An 11,711-nucleotide genomic window follows, 5' to 3' on the forward strand; every position below is an offset into this window, starting at 1 on the left:
ACCTCAAGGTATTGGTGCCAGCAGCGGCACCAAAGCCCTCTGCCCCACCGGCGTCACCGCCACATCCCTTCCCGTCCCCCGCCGCACCCAGCCCTGCGCCACCAGATGCTGGTACAGCCGGTCGGCCAGTTCGCCCGCGAGGTGGTCGCGCCGCTCGGACCAGTCGAGGCACGGGTAGGCGTAGCGCCGTTTCTTGCCGGGCTCGGGCGCCTCGAAACCCAGCCTCAGCAGCCACGCGCGGCCGCTGTCCGTGAGCGTGTAGCCGCTGCTCGCCGGCTGCAGTCCATCGGCCGCCATCAGGCCGTCGAACAGCCGGGTGCCCAGCCGCCCCGCCAGGTGCCCGTAGCAGCAGCGCGCTTCGCGCAGCCGAGCCCGTTCGGGCGACGAGGCCCATTGCTGCTCGTGGTCGCCGCGTTCGGCCACCACGGCCAGGGCTTCCAAGGCGCGGGCCACGTCGGCGTCGGCGAGGCGGTAGTAGCGGTGGCGCCCGCGCGGTTCGCAGACCACGAAGCGCGCTTCGAGCAGCTGGGTCAGGTGGCCGCTCGCGGTGGCGGGCGTCACGGACGCAGCCTTGGCCAGCTCGCTGGCGCTGGCGCATTCGCCGCTGAGCAGGTAGGCGAGCATGCGCGAGCGCGCCGGGTCGGCCACCATGGCGGCCACGCGGGCGAGGCGGGGTTCGTGCGGGGTGCGAGTCATGGCCCTCAGAGTAGCGCAGCCCGCGAGTCAGCGGGTGCCTGCGTGCGGTCGAGCAGGCCGTAGTCGCGCAACACGGTGGCCACGCGCAGCCGGTAGCCCGCGAACACGGCGCTGCGCCCCTGTTGCTGCGCGGCCCTGTGGTGCGCCTGGCAGCGCCACGCGCGCACCGCGGCCTCGTCACGCCAGAAGCTCAGCGAGAGGTAGCGGCCCGGCTGGGCGAGGCTTTCAAACCGCTCCACCGACACAAAGCCGTCGGTGGCCTGCAGTTCGGGCAGCAGGGCCGCCGCGATGTCGAGGTAATCCGGCGCGGCGCCTTCGTGCGGCTCGACCTCAAAGATGACCGCGATCACGGCGCCACCTGCCGGGGCTGGTGGACCGTGCCGGCCACGTCTTCGAGCCAGGTGCGTTCTTCGCGAAGGATGAAGCGCTGCGCCTGCGCCATCTCGAAGTTGGCACGGCCTTCGGCGTCGCTGCGCAGCACGGCGCGGTAGCGCTCGTAGGCCGCGAGGTTGTCGAAGCCGATCAGGCCCCAGGCGATGTCATTGCTGCCTTCGTGCGGCAGGAAGTAGCCGAGCAGCTCGCCGCCGCAGCGGGGAATGATGCGGCCCCAGGCCTCGGCATAGCGGCGGAAGGCCTCGCGCTGGAACGGGTCGATCTGGTAGCGGATGAAGCAGGTGATGGAGGTGGCGGCCATGGCGTCGGGCACGGGTGTGGAACAGGTGTCCACTGTGCGGCCGGCCGGCCCCCGCATGCTTCGGTCTGCGCCGAAGTGTGCGGGGTGCTCAGCCCAGACCCAGAACCCGTTACCTCAGCGCAGCACCCCGGCAAAGAACGCCGACAGTTCGTCAAACCCGTCCAGCGGCAACACATTGGCGATGTACTGGTCGGGGCGGACGACGATCAGGCAGCCCTTCTCGCGGTCAATCCCGCGCATGTCGTAGATGTCGCCCGCGCCTTTGTGGTCGACGCAGAAGATCTTCTCGTGGTCCTGCAGGCCGAGCTGGCCGGTCCGGGGCTTGAACAGCGAGGGCATGTGCTCGTAGGCGAGCTGGTCGAAGGTCTGCTGGAACACGGCGCGCACGTCGATCACCGCGTCGATGTCTTCGCCCTTTCGGGTGTGCTTGACCACCGGGGACTTCGCATCGGTCTCCAGCCAGTCCGCGAGCTTGTGGATCGCCGAGCCCAGGTTGGAGCTGTCGGCCTGGCCGGCGAAGGCGTAGATGCGCCAGCGCGCGTCGGCCTCGGCGGCATGACCGAGCTGCATCTGTTTGGCGTCGGACAGGCGCACCACGGGCGCCGAGTGGAAGCGGCGGCCGATCTCTTCGCCTTGGGCGAGCGCCTGGTGCGTCGGCGGTGCGAACAGGGTTGAGGTGTCGTACTTCACCGCGGTGCCGCCGGTGAATTCGAGGTTGGCCTTGAACTGGCGGATGATGCGCGGCTCTTCCGTGCCGTCGCGCTCGGCCTGGGTGGTGGGCGCGGACATGATGCGCGACCACTCGTGGTCGGTCTCGACCAGGCGCTTGGCTTCGGTCAGGCGCTCCTTGCTGTAGCTGCGCAGCAGGCTGGGGTCGGCCCGGCCCTGCAGCACGTGCACCAGCTTCCAGCCGAGGTTGAAGGTGTCCTGCATGGACACGTTCATGCCCTGCCCGGCCTTGGGCGAATGCGTGTGGCAGGCGTCGCCGGCGGTGAACACGCGCGGCGCGCGGTCGCTGCCTTCGGGCACGTCGTCGAACTTGTCGGTGAGGCTGTGGCCGATGTCGTAGATCGACCACCAGACCACTTCCTTCACGTCGATCGAGTAGGGTTTGATGATGCGGTTGGCCGCCGCGATCATGTCGTCCTGCGTGAACTTGCGGCTCGCGGCTTTCTCGCCGTCCTTGAGCTTGTCGAGCTCCACGTACATGCGGAACACGTAGCCGCCCTCGCGCGGCAGGATCAGCACGTTGCCCTCGCTGGCCGACGAGATCAGGCACTTCTGGCGCACGTCGGGGAAGTCGGTGTTGGCCAGGATGTCCATCACGCCCCAGGCCTGGTGCGCGGCGTCGCCGTGCAGTTCGCCGCCGATGGCTTTGCGCACCGCCGAATGGGCGCCGTCGCAGCCGACGACGTAGTTCGCCCGCACCGTGCGCGTGGCCCACCAGTTCACACCGCTGGCGTCCTTGAGCGTCACCGTCACCGGGTGGTCGTCGGTCGTCGGGTCCACCGTCAGGCTCACGATCTCCCAGCTGTAGTCGGGCTCCAGGCGCGAGGCCGAGTTCTTCATCACTTCGAGGAACAGCTCGTGCAGCCGCGCCTGGTTGATCAGGATGTGCGGCATTTCCGAGCTGTCGTCGGCCACGTCCTGCACCCGGCCGACGCGCTTGATGTGCTGCGGGTTGACGGGGTCGGGCATCCAGAAGTTGGTCTGGTTCACCCAGTAGGTCTCGCGCTTGACCTTGTCGGCGAAACCGAAGGCCTGGAACATTTCCATGGTGCGCGTGTTGATGCCGTCGGCCTTGCCCTTGATGATGTTGGTGGGCATGCGCTCGACGATCATGGTCTCGATATCCGGGAACTGCGCGAGCTGGGCGGCGAGGCAAAGGCCCGCCGGGCCGGTGCCGGCGATCAGCACGTCGACCTTTTCCGGGAGGGGTTCGTTGACGCCGCGGTTGCGGCGGCCTGGTGCGGCCTGCTTGACGTCGGGACTACCACCGCGGAAGCCATCTTTGTAGAACTGCATTGCTTGTCTCCTGGGTTTGAAGCGCACCATGAAATTCGGTGTGTGTGCAAATGATATCTATGCTTACTATTCCTTGTCAATACGGTACGTATACTTATCAATGGGAGCCAACCGGCGCACCCGATGTGAACCAGAAATTTGAAACGGAGCGAGAGGATGGACTCACTCGACATGGCGGGGCACCTGATCCGCCGCCTGCACCAGCAGTCCACTCTGGTCTTCGTGCAGCGCACGCAGGCGGCGGGTTTTGATCTGACACCGATCCAGTTTGCGGCGCTCGACGCGATCCACAACCAGCCCGGCACGGACCAGGCGCGGGTGGCCGAAATGATTGCCTACGACCGCGCCACCATCGGCGGCGTCATCGAGCGTCTGGAACAGAAGGGGTGGGTGCGTCGCGTCGTCAGCGAGCGGGACCGCCGGGCGCGCGAACTGTCGCTGACCCCCGAAGGGCAACGCATCTTCAAGGCGCTGGTCCCGGTCGTGCGGAACCTGCAGGACGACATCCTGCCGTCGCTGGGCGACGCCGACCGCGCGCGTTTTCTCAAGCTGGCCCGGCAGGCCGTGGGCCAGTAGCCGCACCGAGCCGGCCGCGCCGTGGCCAGCGGCGCGGTCAGATCACATCACTTCACTTCACTTCGGTCGCGAACTGCTCCAGCGGGCGGCGCACTTTCTTCAGGTTCACCAGCCAGTCGCCTTCGTCGGCGCGGTAACCCAGCGGCAGGATCGCGACGCTGCGCAGGCCGCGTTCGCGCAGCTTCAAGATCTCGTCCAGCTTGGCCGGGTCGAAGCCTTCCATCGGCGTGCTGTCCACCTCTTCAAACGCGGCGGCGATCAGCGCGGCGCCCAGGCCGATGTAGGCCTGGCGGGCGGCGTGCTGGAAGTTCACCTCGGCGTCGCGCTGGGGGTAGCTCTTCAGCAGCATCTGGCGGTAGTTTTCCCAGCCTTCGTTGGTGTTGCCGCGCTGTTCGTTCGTCAGGTCGAACATGTGGTTGATGCGCTCGGGCGTGTAGTTGTCCCAGGCAGCGAACACCAGCAGGTGCGAGCCATCGGTGATCTGCGCCTGGTTCCAGGCGATGGGCTGGATCTGCTCACGCACGGCCTTGCTGGTGACGATGATGATCTCGTAGGGCTGCAGGCCGCTGGAGGTGGGCGCCAGGCGCGCGGCTTCGACGATGCGGTCCACCTTGTCTTTCGGCACGGCCCGGGTGGCGTCCATTCTTTTGGTGGCGTAGCGCCACTGCAGTTTGTCGAGCAGGACGGGGGCGTGGATGGGTGACGACAGATCGCTCATGGGTTTTCTCCGATGGGGGTGGCGCCCACACAGCGTGGGCGGATGGGCCATCTTGCTGCATTGCAGCAAATGAGGTCGGCTGTCGCGCAGGAGACGGCGCTGCGCCGCCCCGAGTGGCGGGCGCTCAGCGCGAATCGGCTGGATCGGGTATACGCACCATCGTGATGGCGTCGAAGGGGCACTTCACCACGCACTTTGCGCACCCGGTGCAGCCCGCGGCGTCGTGCAGCGTGCTCTTCTTCTGCCAGTTCGGGGCCGTCTCCAGCGAGAGCACGTGCGGCGGGCACACGCCCACGCACCAGCCGCAGCCGGTGCAGCGCGTCGGGTTGATGACAGGCAGGGCCTTGCGTTCGGTCGCCATGCCGTTATTGTGTGTGCACCATGCAAGACGACATCCCCACCCTGCGCCGCATCCTCGCGCGCGACCGCACCATCGCCGTGGTCGGCCTCTCGGCCGAATGGCACCGCCCCAGCCACTTCGCCGCCAAGTACCTGCAGGAGCACGGCTACCGCATCGTGCCGGTGAACCCGCGCTACCCGGAAATCCTGGGCGAAAAGAGCTATCCGCGGCTGGAAGACATTCCCTTCCCGGTCGACATGGTCGATGTGTTCCGAAAGGCCGAAGAAATCCCGGCCGTGGCGCGCAGCGCCGTCGCCATCGGCGCCAAAACACTGTGGCAACAGCTTGGCCTGATGAGCGAAGAGGCCGATCGCATCGCCACCGAAGGCGGGCTCGATTCGGTGTGGGACCGCTGCGTCAAGATCGAACACGCGCGCCTCTTCGGCGGGCTCAACTGGGCCGGGGTGAACACCCAGGTCATCTCGGCCCACCGACCCAAGCAGGGCTGACACCATGGCCGACCGCAGCTTCCAGCCCGAAACCCTGGCCATCCACGCCGGCCAGATCCCCGACGCCGCCACCGGCGCGCGCGCCCTGCCGATCTACCAGACGACCAGCTTCGTTTTCGACAGCGCCGAACACGCGGCCAGCCTGTTCAACCTGCAGACTTTCGGCAACGTCTACTCGCGCCTCTCCAACCCCACCGTCGCCGCGCTCGAAGAACGCGTGGCGGCGCTGGAGGGCGGGCGCGCGGCGGTGGCCACCGCCAGCGGCATGGCGGCCGAAGCGCTCGCGCTCACCACGCTGCTGCAGGCGGGTGACCACGTGGTCGCGGCCGGCGCGCTGTATGGCGGCAGCGTGACCATGCTCGCGGTCAACCTCAAGAAGTTCGGCATCGAGACCAGCTTCGTGGACGCGACGGACCCCGACGCTTTCGCCGCCGCCCTCCGCCCGAACACGCGCGCCGTGTTCGCCGAAACGCTGGGCAACCCGAGCATGGTCGTGCTCGACATCGCGGCCGTGGCCGACGTGGCCCACGCGCACGGCCTGCCGCTGATGGTGGACAACACCGTGCCCAGCCCCTTCCTCTGCAACCCGCTGCAACACGGCGCCGACATCGTGGTGCACAGCGCCACCAAATACCTCGCCGGCCACGGCACCACGCTCGGCGGCGTGGTCGTTGAAGGCGGCAAATTCCCGTGGGACAACGGCAAATTCCCCGGCATGACCGAGCCTTCGCCCGGCTACCATGGCGTGAAGTTCTACGAGACCTTTGGCGACTTCGGCTTCACCATGCGCTGCCGCATGGAAGGTCTGCGCGTCTTCGGCGCCGCACTCTCGCCCACCAGCGCTTGGCAGATCCTGCAGGGCGTGGAGACGCTGCCGCTGCGCATGGAGCGCCACTGCAGCAACGCGCTCGCCGTCGCGCAGTACCTGAAAGACGACCCGCGCGTGGGCTGGGTCAACTACCCCGGCCTGCCTGACCACCCGCAACACGCGCTGATGAAAAAGCAGATGCGCGGCGCCTCGGGCCTGCTCGCGTTCGGCGTGAAAGGTGGGCTCGACCAAGGCGTGAAGTTCATCGAAAGCGCGCAGTTCATGAGCCACCTCGTCAACATCGGCGACACGCGCACCCTCATCAGCCACCCCGCCAGCACCACCCACCGCCAGCTCGACGCGGCCCAGCAGCTCGCGGCCGGCGTGCCGCCCGACATGGTGCGCATCTCGGTCGGACTGGAGCACATCGACGACATCCTGTGGGACATCGATCAGGCGCTGGCGCGGGCCACCGCCTTAAGGCCCGGAACCTGAGGTCAGGTGATGGTGAAGTCCGCAGCTGACAGGGTTGGAATCCCCACCAGCGTGGCGATCTGCACCGCGGCACCAGCGCCGCTGCCGTCGGCGTCGTAGCTCAGGGCGCCGGTGGTGGTGTTGTAGACCACGTGGTCGTTGGCATCCATGGCGCGTCCCATGTCATTGGCGGCGAAACGGGTGCTCGCCAAAGCGCCGGTGGAGGTGAGCCTGGTGAAGATGGCGTTTTCTAGCTCGAAGCGGTCACCCACAGCCCAGTCGGTGACCGTGTCGACGTTGGTGGAGCCCAAGGTGTCGGCAAAGCGGAACACGTCGTTGCCGGCTCCGCCGGTGAGGACGTCGTTCCCCCGACCCCCGTTCAGCTTGTCTGCTCCCGCTCCACCGTCCAGCACGTCGTTGCCGGTCAGGCCGGAGAGCAGGTTGGCCCCCTCGTTGCCGATCAACCAGTTGTCCAGCGTGTTGCCGTTGCCGTTCAGCGCAGCGGTGCCCAGCAGCGTCAGGCGTTCAACATTCCCGCTCAAGGTGAATCCGACGGTGGCCATGACGGTATCCGTGCCAGCGCCGGTGCCTTCGCTCACCACATCCGAAGCGTGGTTCACCCAGTAGGTATCGTTGCCGGCGCCGCCCACCAGGGTGTCGATGCCCAGGCAGCCGTCCAGCGTATCGGCAAAGGCCGTGCCGGTGAGTCGGTTGTTCCCAGCGTTGCCCACCATCGTCAATCCATTGCCGACGGCGGCAGCGTTCACATGCAGGCTCAGCGTGCCGCTGCTGATGGCCTCCGCGCCGATGCCGGTACCGATGACGACACGCTCCACTCCCGCATCACCCGCGTAGAGTGTGAGCGTGCTGCTGGCCGTTGCTGCGAAACGGACCTCGTCCACGCCTTGTGTGCCCGAGTCCGCAAACTCGGCTGCGGTGTGCTCCGATGCGATGGACACCAGATACAGGTCTGAACCATCGCCGCCATCGAGGCGGTCCACACCTGCACCACCGATCAGCACGTCGTTGCCGCTGCGGCCGGTCAGCGTGTCGTTGCCTGCCTGGCCGTTGAGGGTGTCATGTCCCAGGCTCCCGATGAAGATGTCGGCGCCGGCACTGCCGGTCCAGTTCAGGTTGGTGGGGGCCACCGGAGCCGTTGACGCGCTGGTCACGGCTTCCAGCGCTCCATAGCCGTCGACATAGCGCACCTCCACATCGACGGTCTGACTCACGTCGGTGGCTCTCAGCGTGTAGTGGTCTTCGGTAGCGCCCTCGATGGCGTTGCCGTCGACCCGCCACTGGTAGTGCACGGTGCCCATGCCGTCGGCATCGGCCAGGGTGTGCGAGGCCAGCAGGGTCTGCCCCGCTTCAGCCTCGCCCTGCACCAGCACTTCGCCGGTCGGGCCGCTGTTGGGCCTGAGTGCTGCTGCCTGGATGATTTCCCGTCCCCACCGGGTGCCGTCGGCAAACACGATGGACTGGATCGTGTCGTCCAGGAAACGGATCTCGTCCTGCGTGCCGGACAGGCGCAGCACCGTCTGCAGCTGGAACACAGTCTGACCGGTGATGGGGTCGACGTGGTGGTCCTGGACATACAGTTCCACTTGGTCTGGGCTGATGCCCGGCGCGACGACAATGCGGTTGTTGTCCTGATAGTTGGCAAAGTCCAGAACGGTGTCGGAGCCACCACCGGCCTTGAGCACATAGGTGTCGGAACCGTAGCCGCCGTCGAGCCAGTCGTTGCCGGCGCCGCCGTCAAGCACATCGTTGCCGTCGGTGCCCAACAAGGTCTCGTTGCCGGAGCCACCCTGCAGGTAGTCGGCCTGCCAGGAGCCACCCAGGAAATCTTGTCCGGGCATGGCTTGCATGAACGCCATGGACAGCTGCGGGAACTGCGCCGAATTCCAGACCGTGCCATTGCCGAACAGCACCTCCTGGACCGCATCGGGCTGGAAGCGAATCTCATCATTCGAGCCCAGCAGGCGCAGCACAAAGCCACTGGGGATGTACTGCCCCGTCAGCGGATCGGGTCCACCCTCGCTCCAGAACAGGGCCACCTGGTCTGGGCTGATGCCCGGCGCGACGACGATGCGGTTGTTGTCCTGGTAGTTGGCAAAGTCCAGAACGGTGTCGGAGCCACCACCCGCCTTGAGCACATAGGTGTCGGAGCCATAACCACCGTCGAGCCAGTCGTTGCCGGCACCGCCGTCAAGCACATCGTTGCCGTCGTTGCCCACGATGGTTTCATTCCCACCTGCACCCTGCAGGTAGTCGGCCTGCCAGGAGCCTCCCAGGAAATCTTGTCCGGGCATGGCTGGCATGAACGCCGTGGCCAGTTGCGGGAAATCGGCTGCGCTCCAGGTGCTGCCGTCGCTGAACAGCACCTCGTTGATGCCATCGGGCTGGAAGCGCAGCTCGTCGTTCGAGCCCAGCAGGCGCAGCACGAAACCACTGGGGATGTACTGACCCGTCAGCGGGTCAGGGCCACCCTCGCTCCAGAACAGGGCCACCTGATCCGGGCCGATGCCGGGTGCGACGACGATGCGGTTGTTGTCCTGGTAGCCGGCAAAGTCGATGACCGTGTCGGAGCCACCTCCGGCCTTGAGCACATAGGTGTCGGAGCCATAGCCACCGTCGAGCCAGTCGTTGCCGGCGCCGCCGTCAAGCACATCGTTGCCGTCGTTGCCCAACAAGGTCTCGTTGCCCGAGCCGCCCTGCAGGTAGTCGGCACCCCAGGAGCCACCCACAAACGTCTGTCCGGGCATGGTTTGCATGAACGCCGTGGCCATTTGCGGGAACTCGGTTTCGTTCCAGGTGGTGCCGTCTGCAAAGGTGATGGACCCAATCTGACCCGGTGTCAGGAACTGAGCAGCGTTCGATCCCAAAACCCTGAGTACAAAGCCGCCGCCCAGATACATGCCCGATAGCGGATCCACCCAGTTGTCCACATAGGTCAGAACGACCTGGTGGGGGCCCAATGGGGGCGCCATCACCAATTGATCAGCTTGAATCGACCAGTACGTGGTTGCGTTCTCATCCATGTGGATATCCTCCCTGTTGCAGATGGTTACTTTTGAATAAGCATAGCATCCACTCGTGACCTGTCCTGCGTCCGAGCATGGCCGGAGATCGACCAGGCGCTGTATTGCGCGGTGGCTGCCTGACGCCGCTCACTCGCCCGATTTGAACGTGCGCGGGAACACCGTGGCCTGATCGCGTTCGCGCAGGCGGTAGCCCATGGCGGCCCGGCCGTGGTCGCCGGTCACCATGCCAACCTCTTCGAGGTAGGCTGCGTCCAGCATGCGCTTGCGGAACGCGCTCTTGTCCAGCGGCCGGCCTAGCACCACCTCGTACACCCGTTGCAGCTGTGGCAGCGTGAACGGCTCGGGCAGCAGAAAAGCGGGCAGCGAGGTGTATTCCACCTTGCTGCGCAGGCGCTCGATGGCGGTGCTCAGGATGGTGTTGTGGTCAAAGGCCAGGCGCCGGCGCGCGGCCTGGTCGCAGGGCACCCACTCGGTGGTGGTGGTGGCGCTGGCGTCGACCGCCTCGGGTTGCGGGATCAGCGCAAAGTAAGCGTGCGTGCTGGACCAGCCGCGCGGGTCGCGCTTCGCGTCACCCCAGCTGCCCAGTTGCTCCAGGTAGGGCGCGGCCACGCCGGTCTTGTCGCGCAGCTTGCGTTCGGCGCAGGCCAGCAGCGAGGCGTCGCGGTCCACATCGACAAAGCCGCCGGGCAGCGCCCAGCGCGCCGGGTAGGGCTCGCCGTCGCTTTCGGGGCGTCGCACCAGCAACACACACAGCTGCTCGGCCATCACCGTGAAGATGACCACATCGACCGTGACCAGCGGCCGCTCGAAAGCCGTTGTCTTGAAAACCACACGAGAAGAAGACATGTCTTGACACCGTTTGATTGAGTTGTACTATACAACCCATATAAGTTGTACAGTACAACTCAAAAACAAAACAGCCGATTCGTTTACCCTGCCATCGACCCAGGAGCACGCCATGACCCGCCCCATCGCCCTGTTGATCATCGACCCGCAGAACGACTTCTGCGACCTGCCCGAGGCCTGGCGCGCGCCCGACCCGGGGCGCAACACGCTGGCCGCGCCCGCGCTGCCGGTCAGCGGCGCACACGCCGACATGCTGCGCCTGGCCGCGCTGATCGACGCGGGCGGCACCGGCCTCTCCAGCATTGTCGTCACGCTCGACTCGCACCAGCGCTACGACATCGCCCACCCCACCTTCTGGCAGACCGGCGCGGGCGAGGCCGTGAGCCCCTTCACCGCCATCACCGCCGCGCAGGTGCGCGCCGGCAGCTACGCACCACGCGACCCCGCCGCGCTGCCCCGCACCCAGGCCTACCTTGACGCGCTGGAGCAGGCTGGCCGATACACGCTCATGGTGTGGCCGGTGCACTGCGAGATCGGCAGCTGGGGCCACAACGTGCACCCCGCCGTCAAGGCCGCCTACAACCGCTGGGAAGACCAGCGCCTGGGCGTGGTGCAGAAGATCATCAAGGGAACGAACCCGTGGACCGAGCACTACAGCGCCATGCAGGCGGAGGTGCCCGACGCCTCCGACCCCGACACGCAGCTCAACCGCGATCTCATCGCGCAGCTGGACGAGGCCGATCTCATCGTCATCGCGGGCGAAGCCAGCAGCCACTGCGTCAAGGCCACCACCGAGCACATCGCGCAATACCTGCCCTCGCGCCAGCTGGGCAAACTGCTGCTGGTCACTGACGCCATGAGTCCGGTAGCCGGCTTCGAAGCACAGGCGCAGGCTTTCCTCGACGACATGCAGCGCCAGGGTGCCCGCAGCGCCACCTGCGCCGAAGTCCTTCCCCTTCTTCAGGCGAATGCCTGAGTCAG

Annotated in this window: 12 protein-coding genes; 4 read left to right on the plus strand and 8 right to left on the minus strand. The window is 66.7% G+C overall.

The window, feature by feature from the left end; translation table 11 throughout:
• Positions 1–3: 3 nt before the first annotated feature.
• From F3K02_RS16175 to F3K02_RS16190, 4 genes are all read right to left on the minus strand, one after another.
• Positions 4–696 (minus strand): ArsR/SmtB family transcription factor, encoded by a 693-nt coding sequence (locus tag F3K02_RS16175; RefSeq protein WP_177136659.1) that lies wholly within the window; start codon positions 694–696, stop codon positions 4–6.
• Between the two features lie 5 nt (positions 697–701).
• Positions 702–1,046, minus strand: coding sequence for an antibiotic biosynthesis monooxygenase (locus F3K02_RS16180; protein WP_177136660.1), 345 nt, complete (start codon positions 1,044–1,046; stop codon positions 702–704).
• A complete protein-coding gene (locus F3K02_RS16185; protein WP_177136792.1) occupies positions 1,043–1,390 on the minus strand; it encodes an NIPSNAP family protein in 348 nt (115 codons plus the stop codon). Before F3K02_RS16185 ends, F3K02_RS16180 begins: the two co-directional genes overlap by 4 nt.
• Before the next feature lie 114 nt (positions 1,391–1,504).
• Positions 1,505–3,415, minus strand: coding sequence for an FAD-dependent monooxygenase (locus F3K02_RS16190; protein WP_177136661.1), 1,911 nt, complete (start codon positions 3,413–3,415; stop codon positions 1,505–1,507).
• 156 nt (positions 3,416–3,571) lie between these two features.
• Between F3K02_RS16190 and F3K02_RS16195 the strand changes: the two genes are divergently transcribed.
• Entirely contained in the window at positions 3,572–3,991 is a 420-nt protein-coding gene (locus F3K02_RS16195; RefSeq protein ID WP_177136662.1) for a MarR family winged helix-turn-helix transcriptional regulator, read from the plus strand.
• A 52-nt stretch (positions 3,992–4,043) separates the two neighbouring features.
• On the opposite strand, the gene F3K02_RS16200 is transcribed toward F3K02_RS16195, so the two are convergent.
• Together F3K02_RS16200 and F3K02_RS16205 are read right to left on the minus strand one after the other, a co-directional pair.
• The gene (locus F3K02_RS16200) at positions 4,044–4,709 is read right to left on the minus strand and encodes a nitroreductase family protein (RefSeq protein WP_177136663.1); all 666 of its coding nucleotides are present in this window, start codon (positions 4,707–4,709) and stop codon (positions 4,044–4,046) included.
• A gap of 124 nt (positions 4,710–4,833) precedes the next feature.
• Positions 4,834–5,070, minus strand: a complete 237-nt coding sequence (locus F3K02_RS16205; protein WP_177136664.1) for an ATP-binding protein — start codon at positions 5,068–5,070, stop codon at positions 4,834–4,836.
• Between the two features lie 20 nt (positions 5,071–5,090).
• Here F3K02_RS16205 and F3K02_RS16210 point away from each other — a divergent pair, with 20 nt between their 5' ends.
• Together F3K02_RS16210 and F3K02_RS16215 are read left to right on the plus strand one after the other, a co-directional pair.
• Positions 5,091–5,558: a CoA-binding protein gene (locus tag F3K02_RS16210; RefSeq protein ID WP_177136665.1), complete on the plus strand. Its 468-nt coding sequence runs from the start codon at positions 5,091–5,093 to the stop codon at positions 5,556–5,558.
• A 4-nt stretch (positions 5,559–5,562) separates the two neighbouring features.
• Positions 5,563–6,861: an O-acetylhomoserine aminocarboxypropyltransferase/cysteine synthase family protein gene (locus tag F3K02_RS16215; RefSeq protein WP_177136666.1), complete on the plus strand. Its 1,299-nt coding sequence runs from the start codon at positions 5,563–5,565 to the stop codon at positions 6,859–6,861.
• 2 nt (positions 6,862–6,863) lie between these two features.
• On the opposite strand, the gene F3K02_RS16220 is transcribed toward F3K02_RS16215, so the two are convergent.
• Complete coding sequence (locus tag F3K02_RS16220; RefSeq protein WP_177136667.1) at positions 6,864–9,881, minus strand: calcium-binding protein; 3,018 nt, start codon at positions 9,879–9,881, stop codon at positions 6,864–6,866.
• A gap of 129 nt (positions 9,882–10,010) precedes the next feature.
• A complete protein-coding gene (locus F3K02_RS16225; protein WP_177136668.1) occupies positions 10,011–10,730 on the minus strand; it encodes an NUDIX hydrolase in 720 nt (239 codons plus the stop codon).
• A 112-nt stretch (positions 10,731–10,842) separates the two neighbouring features.
• On the opposite strand from F3K02_RS16225, the gene F3K02_RS16230 reads away from it, so the two are divergent.
• Positions 10,843–11,706 (plus strand): cysteine hydrolase family protein, encoded by an 864-nt coding sequence (locus tag F3K02_RS16230; RefSeq protein ID WP_177136669.1) that lies wholly within the window; start codon positions 10,843–10,845, stop codon positions 11,704–11,706.
• The last annotated feature ends 5 nt before the right edge of the window (positions 11,707–11,711 follow it).

This window comes from Hydrogenophaga aromaticivorans (assembly GCF_013387465.1).
Taxonomy (GTDB): domain Bacteria; phylum Pseudomonadota; class Gammaproteobacteria; order Burkholderiales; family Burkholderiaceae_C; genus Hydrogenophaga; species Hydrogenophaga aromaticivorans.

Coding starts and splice junctions, on each gene's coding strand:
- F3K02_RS16195 (WP_177136662.1), top strand. CDS start 3,572: ATGGACTCACTCGACATGGCGGGGCACCTGATCCGCCGCCTGCACCAG.
- F3K02_RS16190 (WP_177136661.1), bottom strand. CDS start 3,415: ATGCAGTTCTACAAAGATGGCTTCCGCGGTGGTAGTCCCGACGTCAAG.
- F3K02_RS16205 (WP_177136664.1), bottom strand. CDS start 5,070: ATGGCGACCGAACGCAAGGCCCTGCCTGTCATCAACCCGACGCGCTGC.
- F3K02_RS16220 (WP_177136667.1), bottom strand. CDS start 9,881: ATGGATGAGAACGCAACCACGTACTGGTCGATTCAAGCTGATCAATTG.
- F3K02_RS16175 (WP_177136659.1), bottom strand. CDS start 696: ATGACTCGCACCCCGCACGAACCCCGCCTCGCCCGCGTGGCCGCCATG.
- F3K02_RS16225 (WP_177136668.1), bottom strand. CDS start 10,730: ATGTCTTCTTCTCGTGTGGTTTTCAAGACAACGGCTTTCGAGCGGCCG.
- F3K02_RS16185 (WP_177136792.1), bottom strand. CDS start 1,390: ATGGCCGCCACCTCCATCACCTGCTTCATCCGCTACCAGATCGACCCG.
- F3K02_RS16215 (WP_177136666.1), top strand. CDS start 5,563: ATGGCCGACCGCAGCTTCCAGCCCGAAACCCTGGCCATCCACGCCGGC.
- F3K02_RS16210 (WP_177136665.1), top strand. CDS start 5,091: ATGCAAGACGACATCCCCACCCTGCGCCGCATCCTCGCGCGCGACCGC.
- F3K02_RS16230 (WP_177136669.1), top strand. CDS start 10,843: ATGACCCGCCCCATCGCCCTGTTGATCATCGACCCGCAGAACGACTTC.
- F3K02_RS16200 (WP_177136663.1), bottom strand. CDS start 4,709: ATGAGCGATCTGTCGTCACCCATCCACGCCCCCGTCCTGCTCGACAAA.